This window comes from Nocardioides alkalitolerans DSM 16699 (assembly GCF_000426525.1).
Classification (GTDB): domain Bacteria; phylum Actinomycetota; class Actinomycetes; order Propionibacteriales; family Nocardioidaceae; genus Nocardioides; species Nocardioides alkalitolerans.
Genome location: NZ_AUFN01000010.1, coordinates 549,363 through 573,597, shown reverse-complemented (window position 1 = coordinate 573,597; position 24,235 = coordinate 549,363). Strand labels below are relative to the sequence as shown.

Below are 24,235 nucleotides of genomic sequence, written 5' to 3'. Positions count from 1 at the left end.
GCGTCCTGCAGGGCGCCACGTAGGCTCGACGGGTGCCAGATCGTCGCGACTTCCCGGACCGTCTCCCGCATGCCGCGACCTCGTCGTACGCGCACGACCGCCACGGTCTGGAGCGCACCGACGAGGACTGGCTCGAGCGGACGTGGGCGGACCCGGCGACCCGGGTGCTCGTGATCGCCGGCAACCGCCTGCTCGCGGCCGACGGCCGCCCGCGCTGGCTCGCCACGGCCGACCTGCCCGACGCAGCGGCGGGACCCGACGCCCTGCGCCTGCTCCTCGGCGAGCAGCCGGGCGACGCGTCGTACTTCGCCGCGATCATCGACCCCGCCGGGGCCCCGGGGCCCGAGGAGCAGTGGCAGGGGCTGCGCGACGTGCTGGGCGAGGTCGTGGACACCCCCGAGGCCGGCCTGGTGCTCCACGCCATGGGCATGGCCGAGTGGCACTGGAGCACGAGCTTCTGCCCGCGCTGCGGCGGGCCGCTGTCACCGGCGCAGGCGGGCCACGTGCTGGCGTGCGCCTCGGAGGGCGGCTGCGGTCGGCACCAGTTCCCGCGCACCGACCCCGCGGTCATCATGCTCATCACGGACGGTGAGCCGGGCGCGGCCGACGAGCGCTGCCTGCTGGGGCGCAACCGGGTCTGGCCGCCGGGTCGCTACTCGACGCTGGCGGGCTTCGTGGAGCCGGGGGAGACCTTCGAGGACGCGGTGCGCCGCGAGGTCTGGGAGGAGTCCGGGGTGCGCGTCTCCGACGTCACCTACTTCGGCAACCAGCCGTGGCCGCTTCCGGCGAGCGTGATGATCGGGTTCACGGGCCGCGCCGCGTCGCTCGAGATCGACGTCGACGGCGCCGAGATCGAGGACGCGCAGTGGTACACCCGGGACGACATCCGCACCGGGCTCGCCTCCGGCGAGCTCATGCTGCCGGGGGGAGTCTCGATCTCGCACCGCCTGATCCAGGCGTGGTACGGCGAGCCGCTCGACTCGAGCTGGTAGCCCGGCCGACCGGCCCGCCGTACGACGCGGGCGCGGGCCCGGGGGAGCTCAGGCCAGGGAGGCGAGCTTGTCCTTCACCTGGATCAGCGAGGGGTTCGTCTGCGCCGAGCCGTCGGAGTAGACGAGCGTCGGGACGGTCTGGTTGCCGTTGTTCACCTTCTCGACGAGCTCCACGAACTCGGGGTGCTGCTCGATGTCGACCATCTCGAAGGCGATGCCCTCGCGGTCGAGCTGGCTCTTCAGGCGGTGGCAGTACCCGCACCACGGCGTGCTGTACATCGTGAACGAAGCGGTCATCGGACCCACTGTCCCTTCTGGCGTCTACTGTCGTCGGCGCATCTAGAACCACCGAATCCGAGGAGATGTTCCCCCATGCCCCCCACGCGCACGCCGGAGGCCCTCCTCGCCGCGCTCGATCCCGAGCAGCGCAAGGTCGCCGAGGCGCTCCGCGGCCCCGTGCGGGTGCTCGCCGGGGCGGGCACGGGCAAGACGCGCGCCATCACCCACCGCATCGCGTACGGCGTCGCCACCGGCGTCTACGCGCCGACCGAGGTGCTCGCCGTGACGTTCACGGCGCGGGCCGCCGGCGAGATGCGGGTGCGGCTGCGCGACCTCGGCGCGCCCGGGGTCCAGGCCCGCACGTTCCACTCCGCCGCGCTGCGCCAGCTGCGGTTCTTCTGGCCGAAGGTCCACCGCACCGAGCTGCCCGAGCTCGTGGCCTCCAAGCTCGGCATCCTCGGCCCGGCCGTGCGCCGCCTGCGCATCGACACCGACCCCGCGCTGCTGCGCGACCTCGCCGCCGAGATCGAGTGGAGCAAGGTCAGCAACGTCGGCCCCGACGACTACCCGCGCCTGGCCGCCGCCCGTGGCCGCTCGGTGACGGGTCTCGACCCGGCCGCCGTCGCGCGCGTCCTCGTGGCCTACGAGGAGACGAAGCGCTCCCAGGGCCGCATGGACATGGAGGACGTGCTGCTCTGGAACGCCGGTCTCCTGGCCGAGGACGAGCGGGTCGCCGCCCAGGTGCGCCGTCAGTACCGGTGGTTCGTCGTCGACGAGTTCCAGGACGTCTCTCCCCTCCAGCAGGCGTTGCTCGACCTCTGGCTCGGCGGCCGCGACGAGATCTGCGTCGTCGGCGACCCCGCCCAGACCATCTACAGCTTCGCGGGCGCCGACGCGTCCTACCTGCGTGACTTCGGCAAGAAGTACGCCGGGGCCACCTCGGTCGACCTGGTCCGCAACTACCGCTCCACCCCCCAGATCGTCGCGGGCGCCAACGCCCTCCTGGCCGGCACGACCAGCCAGGGCGTCAAGCTCGTCGCCCAGCAGCCGAAGGGCGTCGAGATCGTCGGTCGCGGGCTGCCCGACGAGGTGGCCGAGGCCGAGGCGGCGGCGACCGAGGTGGCCCGCCTGCGCGACCGCGGGGTGCCGCTCAGCGAGGTCGCGATCCTCTTCCGCATCAACGCCCAGTCGGAGGCCTTCGAGGAGGCCCTGGCCGCGCGCCAGCTGCCGTACGTCGTCCGCGGCGCCGCGCGGTTCTTCGAGCGGCCCGAGGTGCGCCAGGCGGTGACGCTGCTGCGCGGCACGGCGCGTGCGGGCGGCGACGACGACACGCTCACCGAGTCGGTCCGGTCGGCCCTGGCCGGCATGGGCTGGGCGCCGGAGCCGCCGGCGGCCCGTGGTCAGACCCGAGACCGCTGGGAGTCCCTCCAGGCGCTGCTCGACCTCTCCATCCAGCACGCCCGCGACCCGGAGGCCGACCTCGCCACGTTCGTCGACGACCTCGAGCGGCGCGCGGCCGAGCAGCACGCGCCCGTCGCGGAGGGCGTCACGCTCGCGACCCTGCACGCGGCGAAGGGCCTGGAGTGGGACGTGGTGCTGCTGTGCGGCATCCACGACGGCGCGGTGCCCATCACGTACGCCGAGGGCCCGGCCGCGATCGAGGAGGAGCGACGCCTGCTCTACGTCGGGGTGACCCGCGCCCGCCGCGAGCTCTTCGTGTCCTGGGCCGCAGCGCGTCAGCCGGGTGGTCGCGGCAGCCGCAAGCCGTCCCGCTTCCTGCGGCCGGTGCTCCCGACCTCGTTCGACGAGAGCACCGCGGCCGGCAAGAAGCCGTCGAAGTCGTCGAACCGGCGCGCGGTGCACTGCCGCGAGTGCGGCAAGCCGCTCGACACGGCGGCGGAGAAGAAGGTGGGCCGCTGCGCGGACTGCCCGGCGTCGTACGACGAGGCCCTCTTCGAGCGCCTGCGGGAGTGGCGTCGCGAGCGGGCCGGCGAGGAGAGCGTGCCGGCGTACGTCGTGTTCACCGACGCGACCCTGCAGCTGCTCGCCGAGCTGCGCCCCGCGTCGCCCGAGGCCATGCTGAAGGTGAGCGGCATCGGACGCTCCAAGCTCGAGAAGTACGGCGACGAGGTGCTCGCCGTGGTGGCGGGGGAGAGCCCGGCCGGAGAACTCCTGCGAAATGAGTCATAAAATAGATTGCTCATGACACGGCGGCGGGAGTAACTTCTTCCGCAGTCCACGAACACATCCGCGCACCAGGGTCCTGACAACGCCCGCGCACGACGACACCTGAGGAGGTGGCCCCCATGGAGAACATCACCACGACGCAGTGGCTCGCGACGTCCAGCACGTCCGCGTACGCCGGCACGTCCGAGGGCGGCCACGCCTTCCTCGGCGATGTCGCCGCGTTCGCAGGTGACGTGCGTCTGCGGGCAGCCGCGTCGAAGCCGTTCGGCTTTGCGATCCCCGCGATCCGCGTCGCCGCCGGCATGGCCGCCCAGCCGCGGACCCCAGCCTGGAGTCCCCCCGTCTGACATCCCTCAGTCGGCGCCTCCAGGCCACGGTCCCCTCACGGGAACCGTGGCCTTTTTCGTTTTTCCACCCACCAGAGGTCGTCGAGAGGAGGTGACACGACATGACCGTCCACCAGCTGATGCCCGGCTCCGTGAGCCTGGGTGACCTGCACGACGCCGCGGACGAGGTGGACCAGCGCCTCCTCCCGTGCCGGAACGGGGACTCCGAGCTCTGGTTCGCCGAGTCCCCGACCGACGTCGAGGAGGCCAAGGCCCTCTGCCTGGACTGCCCCGTACGGGCGCTCTGCCTCGACGGAGCCCTCGAGCGGCGCGAGCCCTGGGGTGTGTGGGGTGGTGAGCTCTTCGCCCAGGGCGTGGTGATCCCGCGCAAGCGCCCCCGGGGGCGCCCGCGGAAGAACCCCGTCGCCGCCTGAGCCCCGAGCAGCACCCGCGCCATCCGCACCACCGAGACAGCGTCCGCCACCACCACCAGGAGCCACCCGTGATCTTCGACCCGATCGAGCGCACCGCCGCCGGAGCAGTCCGATGACCGCTCCCACCCCCCACTCCGCACCGACCCAGAACAGGACCAACGAGATGCAATTGCTCAACGAAGAACTGGCCCGCGCGCAGTCAGCCGAGCTGCTCCGTGAGGCGGAGCAGCGCCACCGCACGCAGCGCCTGCTCGCCGCCCGTCGCCTGAGCCGCAAGGCCGAGGCAGCCGCGCTCCGCGCGCGACTGAACCTCGCCCGCTCGCTCTGAGCGACGAGCACCCACGTCGAACCCGCCGGGACCGTCCCGGCGGGTTCGTCCCGTTCCGGGCCCGTCCGTCACGCATCCGTCAGCCGACGGCGTCCCAGCTGCACCCGCACCACGGGTGCCTCGGCCAGCGCGTGGCGCGCGGCAGGCCGCTCGCGTCGATGTCGAGGGTGGTCGACCAGGTGGTCGGCAGCCCGCCCTCGACGTAGGTCGCCAGCTCGCGCACCGCCCACGCCAGGGCCAGGGTGGCCAGGGCCGGGTCGACCGGCTCGGGTGCGAGCCCGGCGGGCGGGTCGGCGAGCTGGGCGGTGACGAGGGCGTGCCGGGGGTCCTCCTCGCCGAGGCTCGCGTCGACGCAGCGCACGCAGGCCGTGCGCCCGACCTCGACCAACGGCCCCAGTCGGGCGCGCCCGGCGAGCAGCACCACGACGAGGTGCGGCGTCTCGTCGCGCACCAGGTCGTCGAGCACGTGGCGGGAGGGCTCGCCCGCGCTCACGACGAGAACGGGGTGGGCCCGGCCGGGCCGTCCCAGGACTCCTCCCGCCGGGAGGTCACCGGGGTCGGTCCGACCCAGCAGGCTCGCCCCGAGCAGGCGGCCGACCTCGTCGTCCCACGGGGCGGGGGCCACGACCCGGACCCGCGCCTCGCGCCGTCGCCGCAACCGTTCGGCGGCGGACCCGGGGTCGCCGGCGAAGAGGTCGCTGACGACGTGCGCGCCCGGGTCGTCGACGTCGCCCCCGCCGCCACCGCTCGCCCGACGTGATCGTCCGAGCTGGTCCAGCAGCAGGTCGGCGTCCACGAGCAGCCCGGCCTCGGCCAGGCGGAGGTCGGCCGCGGCCACGGCGGGCTCCGGTGCGCCGCCCGCGGCCGGCGTCGTCGCGACCGCGCCGCGCCGCAGGGCGGCCAGGTGCTCCCGCACCTCCGGCCGGTCGGGCAGCAGGAGCCGGTCGTCGCCCGTGCCGACCTGCAGCCAGCCGTCGCCACGTCGTACGGCCACGACCCCCGGCCGCAGGGTGTGACGCCGGGCAGCAGGACCGGCGCCCCGTGCCACGGGCGGTCCGACCGGGGACGGGAGGGGGTGGGGCGCGGAGTCCATGTCGCGGAGCCTTCCACGCGCGCGGCGCCCGCGCGGGGCGTCCTCCACAGGCCTGTCCCTGCGCATGGTTAGTCTGCCGCCATGAGTGCACCCCAGGTCACGTCCCTGCCCCACCTGCGCGTCGAGCGGCACGACGACGGCGTCGTCGTCCTCGTGCTCGACAACCCGGACCAGCGCAACGCCATGTCGCCGCAGATGACGGCGTCGTGGGTCGAGGCGATCGACGGGCTCGTCGGCGACCGGGACGTGCGGGCCGTGGTCGTGACCGGCGAGGGCACCGCCTTCTGCTCGGGCGGCGACACCTCGTGGATCGCGAGCGAGCCGGAGGCGAGCGTCGACGACCTCCGCGCCCGGATGCTGCCGTTCTACCGCTCCTGGCTCTCGATCCGCCGCCTCGAGGTGCCGACCGTCGCCGCCCTCAACGGCGCGGCCATCGGCGCCGGGCTGTGCGTCGCGCTGGCCTGCGACCTCCGGTACGCCGCGTCCGGCGCGAAGCTGGGCGTGCCCTTCGTGCAGCTCGGCATGCACCCGGGGATGGCGGCGACGTACCTCCTGCCCGACGTGGTCGGCCCCGCCCACGCCCGCGACCTGCTGCTCACCGGGCGCATCGTGCGCGCGGAGGAGGCCCTCCCGCTCGGCCTGGTCTCCCGCGTCCTCGAGCGCGAGGGCTTCGTCGACGAGGTGCTGGAGGTCGCCCACGGCATCGCCGCGACCGCGCCCGTGCCGAGCCGCCTCACGACGCTGGCCCTGCGCGCCGGCCACCGCGACCTGGAGGCCGGACTGCAGTGGGAGGCGATGGCGCAGCCGATCACGCTCGCGACCGAGGACCTGCACGAGGGCATCCGCGCCGCCCGGGAGCGTCGCCCGGCGCGCTTCACGGGGCGCTGACCAGGGCCTGCCGACACGAGCGGAGCCCCCGGTCGCACGAGCGTCGCCTGCCTTCCCCTTGCCTGCGACGCCGGCGCCCGGGGGCTCCGTCGTCCGCCAACCTAGGGGGCGCCACGGCGCCGGTCAACGGGTCGTCGGCACGCGACTGTCCACCCCTGTGGACAAAGCTGTGGACGAACTTGTGGACGGTGACGTCGTACGGTGGAGGACGGGACCTTCGGCGGGGAACAACTCGGGGCGCCGCTGCCCGCCGCGGCCCCGCGTAGGCCGCTGACCTGCCTCGACTCGTTCCACAGGGTGTGGACGGAGGACCAGCACGAGAGGAGCGGGCGTGACCGAGCCCCAGACGTACGACGGAGGCCCCGTCACCGCCCTGCGGAGGATCGCGTTCCTGCTCGAGCGCGCCCGTGAGGACACCTACAAGATCAAGGCCTACCGCGCCGCCGCCGCCGCGCTGCTGGCGGTGGGGGAGGACGAGGTCGTACGGCGCGCTGCCGCCGGCACCCTGACCGAGCTCGACGGGGTCGGCAAGAGCACGGCGGAGGTGGCGACCTCGGCCGCCCGGGGCGAGGTGCCCGCGCGGCTCGCGCAGCTGGAGGCGAAGCACGCCGGGCCGCTCGTGCGCGGGGGAGAGGTCGTGCGCGCGGCGCTGCGGGGCGACCTGCACTCCCACTCCGACTGGTCCGACGGCGGCTCCCCGATCGAGGAGATGGCGATGACCGCCATCGAGCTCGGCCATGACTACCTGGTGCTCACCGACCACTCGCCGCGGCTGACCGTGGCCCACGGGCTCACCGCCGAGCGCCTCGCCCGCCAGCTCGACGTGGTCGACGCCGTCAACGACCACCTCGGCGGCGACGCGGACGGTGACGGGTTCCGCCTGCTCAAGGGCATCGAGGTCGACATCCTCGACGACGGCCGGCTCGACCAGACCGACCGGATGCTGGGGCGGCTCGACGTGCGCGTGGCCAGCGTGCACTCCAAGCTCGCGATGGAGGCGCCCGCGATGACACGGCGCATGGTCGCGGCCGTGGCCAACCCCTGGACCAACGTGCTGGGCCACTGCACGGGTCGCCTGGTGACCGGCGGCCGCGGCACGCGCGCGGCCTCGTCCTTCGACGCCCGCGCCGTCTTCGAGGCCTGCGTCGAGCACGACGTCGCCGTCGAGATCAACGCCCGACCGGAGCGGCGGGACCCGCCCACCCGGCTGCTGGAGCTCGCGCGGGACATCGGGTGCCTCTTCTCGATCGACTCCGACGCCCACGCTCCGGGCCAGCTCGACCTCCAGGTCCACGGGTGCCAGCGCGCCGAGGCGGCCGGCATCCCACCGGACAGGATCGTCAACACGTGGACACGCGACCGGCTGCTTTCCTGGGCGCAGCCCGTCTGAGGGGATAACGTCCCACCATGACAGCGGCGGAGCGCCAGCCTGATCCCGAGGTGGAGGTGCGCCGCTCCCGTCGTCGCCGGCGCACGATCTCGGCGTTCCGGGAGGGCGAGCGCATCGTCGTCGTCGTGCCCGCGACCCTGACCGACGCCGAGGTCGCCGACGAGGTGCGGGCCATGGTCGGCCGCATCGAGAGGGCCGAGGCACGCTCCCAGCCGAGCGAGGACGACCTGCTCCTGCGGGCCCGACGGCTGAGCGACCGCTACCTGGGCGGGCTCGCCGACCCGCTCTCGGTGCGCTGGGTCGACAACCAGCAGTCCCGGTGGGGCTCCTGCACCCCGGGCGACCGCACGATCCGACTGTCGTCGCGCCTGCGGGGCATGCCGAGCTGGGTCGTCGACTACGTGCTCGTGCACGAGCTCGCCCACCTGCTGGTGGCGGGCCACGACGCCGACTTCTGGGCGTGGGTGGCGCACTACCCCCAGGCCGAACGGGCCAAGGGCTACCTGCTGGGCTACTCGTCGGCCAGCCAGATGGACCCACCCCCGGGCGAGTCCGAGGACGTCATCGAGGGCTAGGTGCGACGCCTAGGACCCGGGGAGGCCGCGGGCGGTCAGCCGCTCCCGGGCGAGCTCGACCAGTCGCAGCAGGTCGGCCTCCGGGTCGGGCAGGGCGTCCACCGGCCACCACCGCACGTCGAGCGACTCCTCGCTGACCTCCGGGCGCGCCGCCTCCGGAGCGACCACGAGGTAGCGCACGTCGAGGTGGTGCACCGGGCGACCGGCCTCGGCGCCTCCGGGACGGCAGAACGGCACCGGGTGCTCGCTGAGCTGCACGGGGACGCCGTCCAGCGCCAGGAGCGACGACGCCAGGCCGGACTCCTCGACCGCCTCCCGGTGGGCGGCCCCCGCCAGCGTCGTGTCGCCCTCCTCGCAGTGCCCGCCGAGCTGGAACCAGCGGCCGGCCTTGGCGTGCAGCGTCAGCAGGGCGTGCTCGCCGGTCGCGTCGAGCACGATCGCGCTGGCGGTGACGTGGTCGGGCGTCGACGAGCGGTAGACGCCGTTCGGGGTGGCCTCGAGGTGCGCGACGTACCGCTGGCGCAGCTCCTCCTGGGCGGCATCGGGTGCCGTCCAGGAGACGAGGGACGCGAGGGCGTCGGCGTGCAGTGCTCCGGGGGTCCCGCTCACGCCGGCGTGGGCTCGGGCGGGGTGTCGTCGCCCTCGTCCTCGGAGCCGTCCGGGCCCTCGGAGCCCTGCGGGCCCGCGGCGTCGTCGACGTCCGGCAGGTTCAGGGGATCCACGGGGTCGGAGGCCTCGCCGGACCCCGTCTCGGCGTCGAGCAGGTCGCGCAGGGCGGCGTCGAAGTCGTCCTCGTCGGCGACGGCCTCGACCGTCAGGGCGTCCTCGCGGAAGCCCAGCGGGTCGTCGAGGTCGGCGGCGGTCGGGAGCAGGTGCGGGTGCATCCACACGCCGTCGCGGCCCTCGGCGCCCTGACGGGTGCGCAGGGAGCCCCAGAGGGTGGAGGCGTCCCGCAGGCGGCGGGGGCGCAGCTCCAGGCCCACGAGCGAGGCGAACGTCTGCTCGGCGGGGCCGCCGCTCGCGCGGCGGCGGCGGACCGCCTCGGCGAGCTTGACCGCGTTGGGCATGCGGGCCTCGGTGGCCTGGCCGACGACCTCGTCGACCCAGCCCTCCACCAGGGCGAGCGTGACCTCGAGGCGCTCGAGGGCCGCCTTCTGGGCGGGGGACTGCTCGATCTCGAAGAGACCCGAGCCCATCGCCTCCTGCATCGAGGACAGGTCCGTGGGGTCGATGCCCTGCATCTGCTCCTGCAGCTTCGCTTGGATGGCCTCGACGTCGATCTCGATGCCCTGGGCGTACGCCGCGACCGCGTCGACCAGGTGGGCGCGCAGCCACGGCACGTGCGCGAACAGGCGCTGGTGGGCGGCCTCGCGGAGCGCGAGGTAGAGGAGGACGTCGTCGGCGGGCACGTCGAGGCCCTCGGCGAACGACGCGATGTTGGCCGGCACGAGGGCGGCGCGGCCGGTCGGGCCGAGCGGGAGACCGATGTCGGAGGCGCTCAGCACCTCGCCGGCGAGCTCGCCCAGCGCCGTACCGATCTGCTGGGCCAGCATCGCGCCCGTCGCCTTGCCGAGGATGTCGAGCAGCGGACCGCCCATGGCGCGCGCCTGCTCGGGCAGCGCCTGGCTGAGCGACCCGACCGCCTGGGCGGCCATCGGCTCGACGAGCACCTTCCAGACGTCGGTGGTGCCGACGATCCACTCGGCGCGGCTCCACGCCGCGGTCGACGTCACGCCGCTGGGGAAGTCGGTGGTCTCGTCGAGCCAGAGGTCGGCGAGCCGCACGGACTCGGCGACGGCGGTCGTCTGGGCGGCGGTCGGCGACGGGTCGGGCTGCCGGGCCGCGTTCTTCCGCGCCATGTCGACCGCCACGGGCCAGTTCAGCGGGCCGTCGTAGGGCTGCATGAGGGCCTGGACCTGGGCCATGATCCCCGAGAGGTCGGGCATCTGACCGCCCGCGCCGCCGAAGATCGCGCCGAGACCCCCCAGGCCGCCGGCGCCGCCCGAGAACAGGTGCTCGAAGGGCGTGCCGCGGAAGGGGTTGTCGCCGTCACCGGGGTTGTCGCCGGGCTTGTCGCTCATGGGATCCACGGTACTCGCCCCACGATGGCCGCCGGGGTGGCCGACTACGATCGCCGTCGTGCCCGATCCTGCCGACCGCCCCGCCGACCCCGTCGTCCGTCTGGTCGACCTCCGCACCGAGGTCATCGACGTCGACGAGGTCCTGGCCGCGCTCGACGATCCCTCCTCGGGGGCCCTCGACCTCTTCGTCGGCCGGGTCCGCGACGAGGACGGCGGCCGCGGCGTGCGCGGCCTGCAGTACTCGGCCCACCCGGGGGCCGTCGACCAGATGGCCGCCGTGTGCGCCGAGGTGGCGAGCGACTTCGACGTGCGCGCCGTCGCCGTCCTCCACCGGGTGGGGGACCTCGCGATCGGCGACGTGGCCGTCGTCTGCGGCGTGGCCTCGGGTCACCGGGGCGTCGCCTTCGAGGCGACCCGGGCCCTCATCGACCGGCTGAAGGCCCGCGTGCCGATCTGGAAGCACCAGCTCTTCGTCGACGGCTCCGACGAGTGGGTCGGCACCCCCTGACCGCTCCCGCGAGCCTGCCCCGCCGGGCGGGGCGGGCGCCGTACCGTGGCCGCGTGGAGATCCTGCTCTGGCTCGTGCCCCCGGTGGTCGTCACCGGTCTCGCGATGGTCTGGGTGTCGTGGGCGGAGCGTGAGCGCGCGGCGCCCGACCGCGACGAGCAGGTACGACGCATCGAGGCCGCCCTGCGCAAGGAGCCCACAGCCGGGTACGCCGTGCGCGACCTCCCGCCCCGCGACCGCAGCACGGGTGTCGCCGTCCGCCGTCGCCGCGCGAGCTGACCCCCCGGGTCCGGGCCGCGTGGGTGGTGGGTCCCACGCCGTCACCGCGGGCCTCGCCCGATGCGGTCGGACTTGCTGGTATTTGAGAGAGTGGGGCCCATGAATCAGCGGACCCTGGCCGGCATCGTCGCGGTGCCCCTGGTCGTCGCGCTGTGGGCCGCCGCGTTCTTCCTCCCGGCCCCGTTCGTCACCTACAGCCCGGGGCAGACCCTGGACGTGCTGGGCGAGGGGGACGACCCCCCGTTCGTCACCGTCGAGGGTCACGAGAGCTACCTGCCGACGTCGGGCGAGCTGCGGATGACGACGGCGAGCGTCACGCGGCCCGAGACGAGGGTCCCGCTGGCGCAGGCCCTGTCGGCGTGGTGGGACGAGGACTCGACCGTCTACCCGCACGACGCCGTCTACTCCGACGAGGAGGACGACGCCACCAACGCGGTCCGCTCGACGGCCCAGATGACGAGCTCCATCGACGTCTCCATCGCGGTCGCGCTCGGCGCGCTCGGCATCGACTACACCCCCAACGTGCAGGTCGGCGGCGTCCAGGCCGGCTTCCCGGCCGAGGGCGTGCTGGAGCCCGGTGACGTGATCCGCGAGGTCGACGGCGAGCCCCTCACGGAGACGGGCCAGCTGAGCGACGTGGTCGAGCGGGTCGGCGTCGGGGGCACCCTCGCCCTCACCATCGACCGCCAGGGCGAGTCGCGGGACGTCGACGTCGACACCGTGAACGAGGACGGCGCGGCGCGCATCGGCGTCCAGCTCGTGCAGGGCTACGACTTCCCGTTCGACGTCAACCTCACGCCGCCGAACGGCATCGGTGGCTCCAGCGCCGGCACGATGTTCGCGCTGGCCGTGTACGACGTGCTGACGCCCGGCGACCTGACGGGCGGGCTGGACATCGCCGGCACCGGCACCATCTCCGAGGCCGGCGAGGTCGGCTCGATCGGCGGCATCACCCAGAAGATCCCGGGCGCCCGCGACGCGGGCTCGGAGGTCTTCCTGGTGCCGGCGCCGAACTGCGAGGAGGCGCTCGACGCCGCCAACGGCGACATGCGCCTCGTCGCCATCGACACGTTCGACCGAGCCCTCTCGACCGTGCAGGCGCTCGCCGAGGACGTCGACGCCGACGTCATGACCTGCGAGGACGTGGTGGAGTGAGCACCTCCGACGACGACCTGACCCTCCTCGGCCTCGTGGGCGAGGACGGCGCGGCGCTCGACATCGACCCGGCCCTGGCCTCGGCGGTGCTCGAGATCGAGCACCACGTGTCCGCCGCGGGCTGGGACCAGCCCGCGCGGCTCTACGCGCTGGTCGACACCCGCCGCCTGGTGGTGGAGGCCCCCGACCTCGCGGCCGCGACCGGGCTCGACGACACGAGCGCCGAGGGCTCCCTGACGGCGGTCGAGCAGGATCGGCTCCCGTCCGACGAGGGCTTCGAGGCCGCCGTGGCCCAGATCGTGTGGCCCGCGACGGTCACCGGCTGCGCCGCCGTCGTCGAGCGTCTCGTGCTGCCCCCCGAGGTCGACGCCGAGATCCCCGACGACCCCGCTGCGGCGCTCGAGTTCGCCCGGACCCACCCCCTGCGCCAGGAGGTGCGGATGGTGGCCGGCGTGACGCGCGCGGGTGCGTCGTACTGCGCCCTGCGCATGAAAGCCCATGACGACGACCAGTCCGTGGTCGGAGGAACCGATCTCGTGCCTGCGTTGGTCGAGCTCCTGAGCACCACCCTCGACGAGGAGGAAACAGACAAGTGAGCGAGCTGTTCGATTCGGGCCCACGGCCCCCGCGAGGCGGTGGCACGGGCACCCGGAACCGTGGCTCCGCGCCGTCCGGACGATCTCGGGCCCTGGTGATCACCGCTGCGGTGATCGTGATCGGGCTCGTCGCCCTCGCCGGTCTCGCGTCCTTCTGGACGGAGCGCCTCTGGTTCCAGTCCGTCGGCTACTCAGGTGTGTTCTCCACGCTCGTGTGGACGCGGATCATCCTCTTCGCGGTCTTCGGCGCCTTCATGGCGATCGCCGTCGCGCTCAGCATGTACCTCGCCTACCGGTTCCGGCCCGTCTTCCGGCCGCCGTCGCCGGAGCAGACGAGCCTCGACCGCTACCGCGAGGCCGTCACGCCGATCCGCGTGTGGCTGCTCATCGGCATCTCGCTCCTGATGGGTGTCTTCGCCGGTACGTCGGGCGCCGGTCAGTGGCGCAACTTCCTGCTGTGGCGCAACAGCGAGGAGTTCGGTCGCACCGACCCCTACTTCGACCGTGACCTCGGCTTCTACGTCTTCGACCTGTCGTGGCTGCACTTCATGGTCGACTTCACGATGGCCGTGCTCGTCGTCTCGGCGATGGGTGCCGCGGTCGTGCACTACCTCTTCGGCGGCATCCGCCTGCAGGCGGCGCGCGACAAGATCTCGGGCGCCGCGCAGATCCAGCTCTCCGTGCTGGTCGGCCTGCTCGTGCTCGTCAAGGGCGTCGACTACTACCTCGACCGCTTCGACCTGCTGACGGCGACCGGCGGCTACATCGACGGCATGGGCTACACCGACGAGAACGCGGTGCTGCCCGCCAAGAACATCCTCATCGGCATCGCGGTCATCTGCGCCGTGCTGTTCTTCCTCAACGTCTGGCGCCGCACGTGGATGCTGCCGACGGTCGGCCTGGGCCTCCTCGTGCTCTCGTCGATCCTCCTCGGCATCCTCTGGCCCACGATCATGGAGCGCTTCCAGGTCAGCCCGACGCAGGCCGACAAGGAGGCGCCGTACATCGAGCGTCACCTGACGGCCACGAAGGAGGCCTACGGGATCGACAACGTGGAGATCGAGCAGTTCGACGCCCAGACGGACCTCACCCAGCTGTCCGACGACGCGGCGAGCCAGCTGGCGGCCACGGTCGCGAACAGCGGCGGCGTGCGCCTGGTCGACCCCTCGGTCATCCCGCAGGCGTTCCAGCAGCTGCAGCAGGTCCGCGGCTACTACACCGTGCCGGAGGTGCTCGACGTCGACACCTACAACATCGACGGCATCGAGCGCGACGTCGTGCTCGGGGTGCGCGAGCTGAACCAGCAGGGTCTCTCGGAGAGCAGCCAGAACTGGGCGAACCTCCACACCGTCTACACGCACGGCTACGGCGTGATCGCGGCGTACGGCAACCAGAAGCGCGCCGACAACACGACGATCGTCTCGCAGGACCCGGCGTGGGCGGAGACGAACCTGCCGCCGACCGGTGACCTCACCACGCTCTCCGGCGAGGGCGGCTACGAGGGCCGGATCTACTTCGGCGAGAACAGCCCGTCGTACTCCATCGTGGGCTCGACCTCCGAGGACTCCGACGGCGTCGAGCTCGACCTCCCGAGCGGCGACGAGGGCGGCACCACCACGACGTACGACGGCGCCGACGGCGTCGAGGTCGGCGGCCTGTTCAACAAGCTGCTGTACGCCGTGAAGTTCGGCGAGCCGAACATCGTGCTGTCGGGCCGGGTGAACGAGAACTCGAAGATCCTCTACGACCGGGAGCCCGCACGCCGGGTCGAGAAGGTCGCGCCCTGGCTGACGGTCGACGGCGACGCACTGCCGGCGGTCGTCGACGGCAAGGTCGTCTGGATCCTCGACGGCTACACGACCACCGACCAGTACCCGCTCTCGAACCGTGAGTCGTTCGAGGAGATGACCGACGACTCGCTCACCGACGACAACCCGTTCCAGACGGTGCCGACGGACGAGATCAACTACATGCGCAACGCGGTCAAGGCGACCGTCGACGCGTACGACGGCACGGTCAACCTCTACGCCTGGGACGAGGAGGACCCGATGCTCAAGGCGTGGATGGGGGCCTTCCCCGGCACCGTCCAGGACCGGGACGAGATCCCCGACGGGATCCTCGACCACATGCGCTACCCGGAGGACATGTTCAAGGTCCAGCGCTACCAGCTCGGCGAGTACCACGTCGACACCGCGAACGACTTCTACGAGGGCAACGACCGCTGGCAGGTGCCGGCCGACCCGAACCGGACCGAGAGCCTGCAGCCGCCGTACCGTCTCTCGGTGCCGTCGGGCGACTCGCTGGTGCCCGACACGTTCTCCCTGACGAGCGTCTACACGCCCGCCAACCGGCAGAACCTGGCGTCGTTCCTGCAGGTGAACGGCGACGCCGCGTCGGAGGGCTACGGCGAGTTCAAGATCCGACGGCTGAGCTCCAGCAGCCAGGTGTCGGGTCCGGGGCAGATCGCGAACCAGATCCAGTCCGACCAGACCGTGACGGAGCTGCTGCTGCCCTACCAGCGCGGCGACGTCCAGACCATCCGCGGCAACCTGCTGACGCTGCCGGTCGGGGAGAGCCTGCTCTACGTGCAGCCGCTCTACTCGATCCGGACGACCGGTGACGGCAACTACCCGGTGCTCCGCTTCGTCGCCGTCTCCTTCGGCGACGACAACGTGGGCATCGGGGAGACCCTGGCCGAGGCGCTCGCCGACGTGCTGGGGGTCGGACCGCTCGAGGAGGACGTCGTCGAGCCGACCGACCCGGACGACCCGGACGCGGAGCCGACCGATCCGACGGCGAGCGTGGAGCAGCAGATCAACACGCTGCTGAGCCAGGCCGACCAGAAGTTCGCCGACGCCGAGGAGCTGCTCGCCGAGGGCGACCTCGGTGGCTACCAGGGTGCTGTCCAGGAGGGCCAGGACCTCGTCGAGGAGGCCCTCGGGCTCGCGGGCGACCTGCCCGGCGTCGACGCGGCTCCCGAGGAAGGCGCCACCGACGAGCCGACGGCGGACCCGTCGGCGGAGCCCACGGGCTGACGTCGCGCGTGCACGGATGAGCCCGTCGGGGGCGGGTGAGGTGACTCACCCGCCCCCGATTTGGCACTCACCTGCTTCTGCCGTAACGTTCTGTTCACCGACGCGGGGTGGAGCAGCTCGGTAGCTCGCTGGGCTCATAACCCAGAGGTCGCAGGTTCAAATCCTGCCCCCGCTACAAAGAAGAAGGTGCAAGTCAGTGCGGCCCCCGGAGAGATCCGGGGGCCGTTGCTGTTTCTCCGGAACGTGTCCGGAAAGATGTGGCTCAACTGACCTGCAGGACCATCACCGGCACCCCGGTGCCACCAACACCGCCGGAAGCGACCTGGTCGTGACCGGCGAAGAACGGACACACCTTGAGCCATCCCCACCCGGAGCTGCGGCGTCCCCCGAAGCTGGCCCGCGACGCGCTGCGCGTCACCGCCCTCGGCGGCCTCGGCGAGATCGGTCGCAACATGACCGTCTTCGAGCACGCCGGCAAGCTCCTGATCGTCGACTGCGGGGTGCTCTTCCCCGAGGAGCACCAGCCCGGCGTCGACGTGATCCTGCCCGACTTCAGCTCCATCAGGGACCGCCTGAAGGACATCGTGGGCATCGTGCTGACGCACGGCCACGAGGACCACATCGGCGGTGTCCCGTACCTGCTGCGCGAGCGCGCGGACATCCCCCTGATCGGCTCCAAGCTGACCCTGGCGCTCATCAAGGAGAAGCTGAAGGAGCACCGGATCGTCCCGAAGCTCCACGAGGTCATGGAGGACGAGCGGCTCAGCGACACCTACGCGCCGTTCGACCTCGAGTTCCTCGCGGTCAACCACTCCATCCCGGACAGCCTCGCCGTCGGCATCCGCACGCGGGCCGGCCTCGTCGTGCACACCGGCGACTTCAAGATGGACCAGTTCCCGCTCGACCGCCGGATCACCGACCTGCGTGCCTTCGCCCGTCTGGCCGACGAGGGCATCGACCTGCTCCTCACCGACTCGACGAACGCCGAGGTGCCCGGGTTCACGACGTCCGAGCGCGAGCTCGTGCCGGCGATCGAGCAGGTCTTCCGCACGGCGCCGCGCCGCGTGATCGTCTCCAGCTTCGCGAGCCACGTGCACCGCATCCAGCAGATCCTCGACCAGAGCCACGCGCACGGACGCAAGGTGGCCTTCGTCGGCCGCTCGATGGTGCGCAACATGGGCGTCGCGCAAGAGCTCGGCTACCTCAAGGTGCCGCAGGGCCTCATCGTGCCGCTCGACCAGCTCGAGAAGCTGCCGGCCAACAAGGCCACGCTGGTCTGCACCGGCTCCCAGGGCGAGCCGCTCGCCGCGCTGTCGCGGATGGCCAACCGCGAGCACAAGATCCGCGTCGGTGAGGGCGACACCATCCTCATGGCGAGCTCGGTCGTGCCCGGCAACGAGAACGCGATCTCGAACCTCATCAACGGCCTGACCCGTTGGGGCGCCCACGTCGTCCACAAGGGCAACGCGAAGGTGCACGTCTCGGGCCACGCCAGCGCCGGCGAGCTCGTGTACCTCTACAACATCACCAAGCCCGGCAACGTCATGCCGGTGCACGGCGAGTACCGCCACCTCCGGGCGAACGCCGACCTCGCCATCAGCACCGGCACCGACCCGTCGCGGGTCGTGCTCGCCGAGGACGGCGTGGTCGTCGACCTGGCCCGCGGCAAGGCCAAGATCGTCGGCAAGGTCGCCGTCGGCAACGTGTACGTCGACGCCCAGACCGTCGGCGGCGTCACGGAGGCGACGCTCAAGGACCGCCGCACGCTCGCCGAGGAGGGGGTCGTGACCGTGCTCGCGATCGTCGACGCCGACACCGGCGAGCTCACCGACCCGCCGGACTTCCTGGTGCGCGGCTTCGAGCACGACCCGTCGTCGTTCGACCCGGCCGTGGCGGTCATCAAGAAGACGCTGACCCGCGCCGCCGCCGAGGGCATCGGCGACGCGCGCCAGCTCGAGCAGATGATCGGCCGCGACGTCGCGCGCTGGGCGCAGCGGGCCTTCCGGCGCAACCCGCTGATCATCCCGATCGTCATCGACGCCTGAGCCACAGCCCGTCGTACGACTCGCACCGCTGCAACGGCCCCCGGAGAGATCCGGGGGCCGTTGCTGTCGTCGGGGCCCTCAGACGAGGTTGCGCAGGCGGTCGGCCAGGGAGGCCTTCACGGCCTCGGTGACCGCGTCCTCGATCTGCTGGTTCAGCTCGTCGCCGTCGCCGAGGTCGGCGAGCAGCTCGCGCAGGTCGAGGTCGTCGATGGCGCGGGTGAGCACGTCGTCGGTCTTCAGGGCCGAGTCGATCGCGGAGTCGGGGAGCAGCCGGATCGCGCCCTTGACGAACCCGTTGAGGTCCGAGGAGTCGAGGGCCTCGTCGACCAGCTCGGACGACGGCGGCAGCGTGCCGTCCTCCTCCATCCTCACGACGGCGTCCTTCAGCCCCGCCCGCAGCGCGTCGATCTCGGCGTCCGTGCGCTCGCCCGGCTGCGCCAGGTCGAGCGTGAGCCGCTCGCGGCTGACGTCGAGCCGGCAGGCGGCGCCGTCGATGCCGAGGAGCACCAGGCTCTCCGTGAGGCCCTCGATGCCGTCGGCCTGGGCGGTGACGTCGCGCTCGACGCAGGCGTCGGCGGGACGCAGCGGCTCGAACTCCCCGCCGCCGTTCGCCACCTGCACGCCCAGCACCCCGGCCACGAGCAGGGCGGCGGCGGCCGCCGTACCCGCCCCGCGGACGCGGCCCGTCACGCGACCCTCCGGCGGCGCGGCACCAGCACCACGAGCATGGCCGCGAGGGCGAGCCCGGCCCCGATCAGGAACGAGTCGCGGAACGCGCGGGTGGCGGCCCGCTCCAGCTGCCCGGTGAGGTCGCGCTCCAGCGCGGCGGCGGCCGGGCGCTCGCTCGGCTCGAGGTCGAGGGTGGCGAACGCGGGAGCGAGGTCGGGCACCTGGCCCTCCTGGTCGGTGAGGGCGGCCCCCAGGGCCTCGGCGACGGCGATCTTGTCCTGCGGCTGCAGCGGGGCGTCGAGCACGATCGAGACAACGGCCTCCTGGGCGGGCTCCTGGGCATCCTGGAGGTCGGCGGTGAAGACGGGGGTGAGGATCGCGAGCCCCACGACCACGCCGAGGTGGCGGGCGCCGATGGTCCAGCCGGCGTGCTCCGCGCGGGGCAGGCGCATCTCCATGGCGCGGGCGGTGAGCTGGTCGACCGTCAGCCCGAGCCCGAGGCCGACGAGCGCCTGGGGCGCGATCGTCCAGGCCAGGTGGGCCGACGGCGGGATCGCGAGGGCCGCGAGGCCGCCGGCGACCAGGAAGCACCCGACCGCGACCTCGACCTGCGGCGGGGGCCGCAGGAGGCGGGCGAGGGGCGCGGCGGCGAGCGCCGCGACGGGGACGACGGAGACGGTCAGGGCCGCCGTGCCGGGGGAGTGGCGCCAGCCCTCGACGAGCAGCAGCACCAGCAGGAAGAGGGCCGCGGTGAGTGCCGCGGAGACGAGCGCGAGGGTGAGGTTGGCCGCCAGGGCCGGGCGGTGGCGCTTCCGTGGGGCGACGGCAGGCTCCTCCGCCGTCGGCGCCCCTGCGGGGGCGGGCGCGGTGGCGGTGGTGGGCACGGTCGTGCGGGCGCCCAGCGCCGCCGGCACCGCCAGCACCGCGAACGGCACCTGCACCACGAAGATGGCCTGCCAGGAGATGAGCTCGGTGAGGAGGCCGCCCGCGAACGGGCCGGCGGCGGTGCCCACCACGCCGGCCGTGACCCAGACGCCGACGCCGCGGCGTTCGCCGTACTCGGAGACGAAGAGCTCGAGCGAGCCCACGACGGTGAGCGCGCCCCCGACCGCCTGCACGCACCGCGCCACGATCAGGACCTCGATGGAGTCCGCGAACGCGCACCACGCGGAGGCACCGGCGAAGACCGCGATGCCCACCGCCGTCAGCACCCGCGGCTGGGCCCGGGCCAGGCCCATGGCGGCCGGGACGGCGCCGAGCCCGAGCACGAGGTTGTAGGCGATGAGCACCCACGCGACCTGGCCGACGGACGCGTCGAGGTGGCGGAGGATGTCGGGCAGCGCGAGCGTCACGACCGCGGAGTCGGCGAGCACGAGCGCCACGGTGACGGCGAGCAGGGGACCCACGGTTCGACGCACGCGTCCATCCTTCCAGCGAGACCGGCGGTCCGGCCCCGGTCGGGTCGTCGAGAAGGTCATCGTCCGTGGTCGTCACGCGGATCGCGGTAGGTGGTGCCCGTCCGACGGGTACCACCTACCGCGGGGACGCGCGCGGTGCGGTGCCCTGGCTCAGGGCAGCGGCGGCACGTCCAGGAACAGGTCGGCCGTGAGCGGCAGGTCGCGCACCCGCACCCCCGTCGCATGGTGGGCGGCGTTGGCGATGGCCGCCGCCGTGCCCACGATGCCGATCTCGCCGACGCCGCGCGAGCCCATCGGGGTCGCGAGGTGGTCCTCCTCGTCGAGCCAGTCGACCTCGAGCCCGCGCACGTCGGCGTGGGAGGCGACGTGGTAGGTCGCGAGGTCCTGCGTCACCACGTGCCCGAAGCGGCTGTCGCGCACGGACTCCTCGAACAGCGCCCCGGAGAGCCCCATGATGAGGCCGCCGAGGAACTGCGACCGGGCCGTCGTCGGGTTGATGACCCGCCCGACGGAGTAGACGCCGAGCAGCCGGGTCACGCGCAGCTCGCCGGTCCAGCGGTGCACGCGCACCTCGGCGAAGGTCGCCCCGAACGAGTGCAGGGCGTGGCCGACGGAATCGGGGTAGGACTCGGCCGTGCCCGTGGTCTGGACGCCCGGGTCGGGGGTGTCGCCGTGGTCGGCCCGGAACTGCTGCGCAGCCTGCACGATCGCCGTGCCCCACGACCCCGTGCCGGCCGACCCGCCCGCGACGGTGGCCGCCGGGAGGTCGGTGTCGCCGATGGCGAGGTCGATCGACGCGACGTCCACGTCGAGGGCGTCCGCGGCGATCTGGGCGAGCACGGTGCGCGCACCGGTGCCGATGTCGACGGCGCCGATCGCCACGCCGTACCGGCCGTCCTCGTCGGCCGTGATGCGTGCGGTGTTGCCGGGCATCCACAGCGTCGGGTACGTCGCGGAGGCCACCCCGGTGCCGACCCACCAGTCGCCGTCGACGATCGCCTGCGGCGAGGTCGGGCGGTCGGCCCAGCCGAACCGCTCGGCGCCCCGCTGGAGGCACTCCACCAGGCGGCGGTCGTTGTAGGGGTTGCCGGTCTCGGGGTCGAGCTCGGGCTCGTTGCGCACGCGCAGGTCGACGGGGTCGACCCCGCAGGCCTCGGCGAGCTCGTCGAGAGCCACCTCGAGCGCGAACATGCCCGGCATCTCGCCCGGCGCCCGCATCCAGGACGGCACTGCCACGTCGAGCGCGGCCACGCGGTGCGTCGTGCGACGGTGCTCGCCGGCGTACATCATGCGGGCCGCGGTGGCGGTCTGCTCGGCGTACTCCTTGATGCGCGACGTGCCGCCGATCGCCGCGTGCTCGAGGGCCACGATGCGGCCGTCGGGCTCGGCGCCGATGCGCACGTGGCTGATCGTCTCGGGCCGGTAGCCGGTGAGCGCGAACATCTGCTGCCGGGTGACGACCAGCTTCACCGGCCGGCCCTCCACCGCCATCGCGGCCATCGCCGCGGCCACCTCGGGCGCGTGGGGGAGCCCCTTGCTGCCGAAGCCGCCCCCGACGTACGGCGCGAGCACCCGCAGCTGCGACTGCTCGAGCCCGAGGATCGGGGCCAGCGTCGCCGCGACCGCGTGCACCGCCTGGGTGGAGTCGTACATGGTGAGCACGGACCCGTCCCAGCGCGCCGTGGCCGCGTGCGGCTCCATCGGGCTGTTGTGCTCGGCGGGCGTGGAGTAGCGGCCCTCGACGCGCACGGCGGCGCCGGCGAGACCGGCCTCGACGTCGCCCTGCTCGAGGTCGGTCTCGTGCCCGGCGTTGACCTGCTCGGGGGCGTAGAAGTCGTCCTCGCCGGCCGCGTCGAGCGTGACGGTCGCGGGCTCGGCGTCGTAGTGCACCGACACCAGGCGAGCGCCCTCACGGGCCGCCTCGGGGGTCTCGGCGAGCACCAGGGCGACGATCTGGCCGCGGAAACCGACCCGGTCGTCCTGCAGCACGGCCAGTTCGCGGTCGTCGGTGCTGGCTGCCCGGGGCGCGTTCTCGTGGTCGAGCACGCGCTCGACCCCGGGCAGCGCCAGCGCGGCGCTGGCGTCGACGCGCAGCACCCGGCCGCGCGCGATCGTCGAGGTCACCATCCAGGCGTGCAACGGGTCGTCGAGCTGGAGGTCGCGGTGCTCGGCGGCGTACGTCGCGAGGCCGGTGACCTTCTCGCGCCCGTCGACCCGCTCAGAGGCGATGCCGACGGCACGGTTCGGCACGGGGCGTGCCTGCTGGACGGTCATCGGGTGGCCCCCGTCCGCTCGCTGCTGCGATCCGCCAGGCCCCGCAGGGCGTACGCCGTGGCGTTGCGGACCATCGGGATCTTGTAGGCGTTGTCGGGGCCCGTCACGGCGGCGGCGAGCTCGAGCTCGGCGGCGGCGCGCACGGCCTCCTCCGAGTACGTCTCGCCGCGCAGCGCCTCCTCGGCCGCCGCGGCCCGCCACGGACGGTGGGCCACCCCGCCCCACGCGATGCGCACGTCGCGGACGACGTCGCCGTCCAGCTCGAGGGCGGCGGCCACCGAGACGAGGGCGAAGGCGTACGACGCGCGGTCGCGCACCTTGCGGTAGTCCGACGCGCGGGTCAGCGCGCTCTCGGGCGGCAGCTCGACGGACGTCACCAGCTCGCCGTGGGCGAGCGTGGTGTCGGTCTCGGGGTGGTGGCCGGGCAGGCGGTGGAAGTCGCTCATGGGCACCCGGCGCTCGCCGTCGCGACCGAGCACGACCACGACCGCGTCGAGGGCGGCGAGGGCCACGGCCAGGTCGGACGGGTGGGTCGCGACGCAGGCCTCGCTGGCGCCGAGCACGGCGTCGTACCGGCCGTAGCCACCGATCGCCGAGCAGCCGCTGCCGGGCTCGCGCTTGTTGCAGGGCGTCGTGACGTCCTGGAAGTAGACGCAGCGGGTGCGCTGGAGCAGGTTGCCGCCGGTGGTGGCCTGGTTGCGGATCTGGCCCGACGCCCCGGCGAGCAGCGCCCGGGTGACGGCGGGGTAGGAGCTGCGGACGACCGGGTGCGCGGCCAGGTCGCTGTTGCGGACGTTCGTGCCGATGCGCAGCGTGCCGTCGTCGAGGCGGGTGACCTCGTCGAGGGGCAGGCGGCTGACGTCGACGAGCACGTCGGGGGTCAGCAGGCCGAGCTTGAGGTGGTCGACGAGGTTGGTGCCGCCGCCGAGGAAGCGGGCGTGCGGGTCGTCGCTCACCCGTGCGACGGCGTCGCGGGCGTCGGTGGGCCGGACGTAGGTGAGCTCCTTCATCGGGCCGCCTCCCGCTCGGGCTGCGCGGGTCGGTCCGGCTGCCCCTCGCGGGGCGCGCCGCCGGCGACCTCCCGGATGGCGTCGACGATGCCGCCGTACGCCCCGCAGCGGCAGAGGTTGCCGCTCATCCGCTCACGGACCTCGTCGTCGTCGAGGTCGGCCGGGTCGACGGACTCCTCGAGGTCGTCGGTGACGTGGCTCGGGTGGCCCTGCTTGGCCTCGTCGAGCATGCCGATCGCCGAGCACACCTGGCCGGGCGTGCAGTAGCCGCACTGCAGGCCGTCGTGGGCGAGGAACGCCTCCTGCAGGGGGTGCAGGGAGGTGGGGGCGTCGTCGCCCGCGCCGCCCTCGAGGGCGCTCACGCCGGCGGCCGTCACGATCTCGTCGCCGTCGTGGGCGACGGCGAGGGTCAGGCAGGTGAGGTGGCGGCGGCCCTCGAGCAGCACGGTGCAGGACCCGCACTGCCCGTGGTCGCAGCCCTTCTTCGCCGAGGTGACGGCCAGGCGCTCGCGCAGGGCGTCGAGCAGCGTCGTCCGGGTGTCGACGACGACGTCGTGCCGCCGTCCGTCCACGGTGAGGGTGATCGAGGTGTCCATGAGGGGTGGCCTCCGAGGTCGGGGTCGAGGCCGCCCTGGTCGGCGACGGCCTCGGGAGGGCGGTACCCAGGGGTCCCG

23 protein-coding genes and 1 tRNA gene are annotated in these 24,235 nt (G+C 73.4%); 15 read left to right on the top strand and 9 right to left on the bottom strand.

Annotation, left to right across the window (positions count from 1 at the left end; all coding sequences use genetic code 11):
• The first annotated feature begins 32 nt into the window (after positions 1 to 32).
• Positions 33 to 992: an NAD(+) diphosphatase gene (gene nudC, locus K329_RS24330; protein ID WP_043641943.1), complete on the top strand. Its 960-nt coding sequence runs from the start codon at positions 33 to 35 to the stop codon at positions 990 to 992.
• 48 nt (positions 993 to 1,040) lie between these two features.
• Here the strand turns inward: nudC and K329_RS0103440 are convergent, their stop codons facing one another.
• Entirely contained in the window at positions 1,041 to 1,289 is a 249-nt protein-coding gene (locus K329_RS0103440; protein ID WP_028471961.1) for a mycoredoxin, read from the bottom strand.
• A 75-nt stretch (positions 1,290 to 1,364) separates the two neighbouring features.
• Between K329_RS0103440 and K329_RS0103435 the strand changes: the two genes are divergently transcribed.
• The 4 genes from K329_RS0103435 (at position 1,365) to K329_RS30665 (ending at position 4,546) form a co-directional block, all read left to right on the top strand.
• Positions 1,365 to 3,461 carry an ATP-dependent DNA helicase UvrD2 gene (locus K329_RS0103435; RefSeq protein WP_028471960.1) on the top strand — a complete coding sequence of 699 codons (2,097 nt, stop codon included), beginning with the start codon at positions 1,365 to 1,367 and terminating at the stop codon, positions 3,459 to 3,461.
• A gap of 116 nt (positions 3,462 to 3,577) precedes the next feature.
• On the top strand, positions 3,578 to 3,805 hold the full coding sequence (locus K329_RS0103430) for a hypothetical protein (protein WP_028471959.1): 228 nt from the start codon (positions 3,578 to 3,580) through the stop codon (positions 3,803 to 3,805).
• A gap of 101 nt (positions 3,806 to 3,906) precedes the next feature.
• Positions 3,907 to 4,218: a WhiB family transcriptional regulator gene (locus K329_RS0103425; protein WP_028471958.1), complete on the top strand. Its 312-nt coding sequence runs from the start codon at positions 3,907 to 3,909 to the stop codon at positions 4,216 to 4,218.
• Between the two features lie 163 nt (positions 4,219 to 4,381).
• Positions 4,382 to 4,546, top strand: coding sequence for a hypothetical protein (locus K329_RS30665; protein ID WP_157571539.1), 165 nt, complete (start codon positions 4,382 to 4,384; stop codon positions 4,544 to 4,546).
• 79 nt (positions 4,547 to 4,625) lie between these two features.
• Here K329_RS30665 and K329_RS29265 read toward each other — a convergent pair whose 3' ends face one another.
• Entirely contained in the window at positions 4,626 to 5,639 is a 1,014-nt protein-coding gene (locus K329_RS29265) for a hypothetical protein (RefSeq protein ID WP_157571538.1), read from the bottom strand.
• Positions 5,640 to 5,720: 81 nt separating this feature from the next.
• Here K329_RS29265 and K329_RS0103410 point away from each other — a divergent pair, with 81 nt between their 5' ends.
• The 3 genes from K329_RS0103410 to K329_RS0103400 all read left to right on the top strand — a co-directional run bounded on the left by K329_RS0103410 (position 5,721) and on the right by K329_RS0103400 (position 8,492).
• On the top strand, positions 5,721 to 6,527 hold the full coding sequence (locus tag K329_RS0103410; RefSeq protein WP_028471956.1) for an enoyl-CoA hydratase/isomerase family protein: 807 nt from the start codon (positions 5,721 to 5,723) through the stop codon (positions 6,525 to 6,527).
• Between the two features lie 331 nt (positions 6,528 to 6,858).
• Complete coding sequence (locus tag K329_RS0103405) at positions 6,859 to 7,917, top strand: PHP domain-containing protein (RefSeq protein WP_028471955.1); 1,059 nt, start codon at positions 6,859 to 6,861, stop codon at positions 7,915 to 7,917.
• 17 nt (positions 7,918 to 7,934) lie between these two features.
• The gene (locus K329_RS0103400) at positions 7,935 to 8,492 is read left to right on the top strand and encodes a M48 metallopeptidase family protein (protein WP_052336300.1); all 558 of its coding nucleotides are present in this window, start codon (positions 7,935 to 7,937) and stop codon (positions 8,490 to 8,492) included.
• A gap of 9 nt (positions 8,493 to 8,501) precedes the next feature.
• On the opposite strand, the gene K329_RS0103395 is transcribed toward K329_RS0103400, so the two are convergent.
• Entirely contained in the window at positions 8,502 to 9,101 is a 600-nt protein-coding gene (locus K329_RS0103395; protein WP_028471953.1) for an NUDIX hydrolase, read from the bottom strand.
• Positions 9,098 to 10,573, bottom strand: a complete 1,476-nt coding sequence (locus K329_RS24320) for a zinc-dependent metalloprotease (protein WP_084540951.1) — start codon at positions 10,571 to 10,573, stop codon at positions 9,098 to 9,100. The genes K329_RS0103395 and K329_RS24320 overlap by 4 nt, the downstream gene beginning before the upstream one ends.
• A gap of 58 nt (positions 10,574 to 10,631) precedes the next feature.
• On the opposite strand from K329_RS24320, the gene K329_RS0103385 reads away from it, so the two are divergent.
• From K329_RS0103385 to K329_RS0103355, 7 genes are all read left to right on the top strand, one after another.
• Positions 10,632 to 11,081, top strand: coding sequence for a molybdenum cofactor biosynthesis protein MoaE (locus tag K329_RS0103385; RefSeq protein ID WP_245596424.1), 450 nt, complete (start codon positions 10,632 to 10,634; stop codon positions 11,079 to 11,081).
• A gap of 53 nt (positions 11,082 to 11,134) precedes the next feature.
• A complete protein-coding gene (locus K329_RS0103380; RefSeq protein ID WP_028471951.1) occupies positions 11,135 to 11,359 on the top strand; it encodes a hypothetical protein in 225 nt (74 codons plus the stop codon).
• A gap of 99 nt (positions 11,360 to 11,458) precedes the next feature.
• Positions 11,459 to 12,514: a YlbL family protein gene (locus K329_RS0103375; RefSeq protein ID WP_028471950.1), complete on the top strand. Its 1,056-nt coding sequence runs from the start codon at positions 11,459 to 11,461 to the stop codon at positions 12,512 to 12,514.
• Positions 12,511 to 13,110, top strand: coding sequence for a PPA1309 family protein (locus K329_RS0103370; RefSeq protein ID WP_052336298.1), 600 nt, complete (start codon positions 12,511 to 12,513; stop codon positions 13,108 to 13,110). The genes K329_RS0103375 and K329_RS0103370 overlap by 4 nt, the downstream gene beginning before the upstream one ends.
• A 95-nt stretch (positions 13,111 to 13,205) precedes the next feature.
• Entirely contained in the window at positions 13,206 to 16,145 is a 2,940-nt protein-coding gene (locus K329_RS24315; protein WP_245596423.1) for a UPF0182 family membrane protein, read from the top strand.
• Positions 16,146 to 16,246: 101 nt separating this feature from the next.
• A tRNA-Met gene (locus tag K329_RS0103360) sits at positions 16,247 to 16,320 on the top strand.
• A 178-nt stretch (positions 16,321 to 16,498) separates the two neighbouring features.
• Positions 16,499 to 18,190 (top strand): ribonuclease J, encoded by a 1,692-nt coding sequence (locus K329_RS0103355; RefSeq protein ID WP_028471948.1) that lies wholly within the window; start codon positions 16,499 to 16,501, stop codon positions 18,188 to 18,190.
• 78 nt (positions 18,191 to 18,268) lie between these two features.
• Here K329_RS0103355 and K329_RS0103350 read toward each other — a convergent pair whose 3' ends face one another.
• From K329_RS0103350 to K329_RS24310, 5 genes are all read right to left on the bottom strand, one after another.
• Positions 18,269 to 18,880 carry a hypothetical protein gene (locus K329_RS0103350; RefSeq protein WP_028471947.1) on the bottom strand — a complete coding sequence of 204 codons (612 nt, stop codon included), beginning with the start codon at positions 18,878 to 18,880 and terminating at the stop codon, positions 18,269 to 18,271.
• Complete coding sequence (locus K329_RS0103345; RefSeq protein WP_028471946.1) at positions 18,877 to 20,277, bottom strand: MFS transporter; 1,401 nt, start codon at positions 20,275 to 20,277, stop codon at positions 18,877 to 18,879. Before K329_RS0103345 ends, K329_RS0103350 begins: the two co-directional genes overlap by 4 nt.
• Positions 20,278 to 20,427: 150 nt before the next feature.
• The gene (locus K329_RS0103340) at positions 20,428 to 22,551 is read right to left on the bottom strand and encodes a xanthine dehydrogenase family protein molybdopterin-binding subunit (RefSeq protein WP_028471945.1); all 2,124 of its coding nucleotides are present in this window, start codon (positions 22,549 to 22,551) and stop codon (positions 20,428 to 20,430) included.
• Positions 22,548 to 23,561 carry an FAD binding domain-containing protein gene (locus K329_RS0103335; RefSeq protein WP_028471944.1) on the bottom strand — a complete coding sequence of 338 codons (1,014 nt, stop codon included), beginning with the start codon at positions 23,559 to 23,561 and terminating at the stop codon, positions 22,548 to 22,550. Before K329_RS0103335 ends, K329_RS0103340 begins: the two co-directional genes overlap by 4 nt.
• Entirely contained in the window at positions 23,558 to 24,157 is a 600-nt protein-coding gene (locus tag K329_RS24310) for a 2Fe-2S iron-sulfur cluster-binding protein (RefSeq protein WP_052336297.1), read from the bottom strand. The genes K329_RS0103335 and K329_RS24310 overlap by 4 nt, the downstream gene beginning before the upstream one ends.
• Positions 24,158 to 24,235 lie beyond the last annotated feature (78 nt).

Excerpts from the sequence above, each read along its gene's own strand:
- K329_RS0103440 (WP_028471961.1), bottom strand. The coding sequence starts at position 1,289 with ATGACCGCTTCGTTCACGATGTACAGCACGCCGTGGTGCGGGTACTGC.
- K329_RS0103435 (WP_028471960.1), top strand. The coding sequence starts at position 1,365 with ATGCCCCCCACGCGCACGCCGGAGGCCCTCCTCGCCGCGCTCGATCCC.
- K329_RS0103430 (WP_028471959.1), top strand. The coding sequence starts at position 3,578 with ATGGAGAACATCACCACGACGCAGTGGCTCGCGACGTCCAGCACGTCC.
- K329_RS0103425 (WP_028471958.1), top strand. The coding sequence starts at position 3,907 with ATGACCGTCCACCAGCTGATGCCCGGCTCCGTGAGCCTGGGTGACCTG.
- K329_RS30665 (WP_157571539.1), top strand. The coding sequence starts at position 4,382 with ATGCAATTGCTCAACGAAGAACTGGCCCGCGCGCAGTCAGCCGAGCTG.
- K329_RS29265 (WP_157571538.1), bottom strand. The coding sequence starts at position 5,639 with ATGGACTCCGCGCCCCACCCCCTCCCGTCCCCGGTCGGACCGCCCGTG.
- K329_RS0103410 (WP_028471956.1), top strand. The coding sequence starts at position 5,721 with ATGAGTGCACCCCAGGTCACGTCCCTGCCCCACCTGCGCGTCGAGCGG.
- K329_RS0103400 (WP_052336300.1), top strand. The coding sequence starts at position 7,935 with ATGACAGCGGCGGAGCGCCAGCCTGATCCCGAGGTGGAGGTGCGCCGC.
- K329_RS24320 (WP_084540951.1), bottom strand. The coding sequence starts at position 10,573 with ATGAGCGACAAGCCCGGCGACAACCCCGGTGACGGCGACAACCCCTTC.
- K329_RS0103375 (WP_028471950.1), top strand. The coding sequence starts at position 11,459 with ATGAATCAGCGGACCCTGGCCGGCATCGTCGCGGTGCCCCTGGTCGTC.
- K329_RS0103340 (WP_028471945.1), bottom strand. The coding sequence starts at position 22,551 with ATGACCGTCCAGCAGGCACGCCCCGTGCCGAACCGTGCCGTCGGCATC.
- K329_RS0103335 (WP_028471944.1), bottom strand. The coding sequence starts at position 23,561 with ATGAAGGAGCTCACCTACGTCCGGCCCACCGACGCCCGCGACGCCGTC.
- K329_RS24310 (WP_052336297.1), bottom strand. The coding sequence starts at position 24,157 with ATGGACACCTCGATCACCCTCACCGTGGACGGACGGCGGCACGACGTC.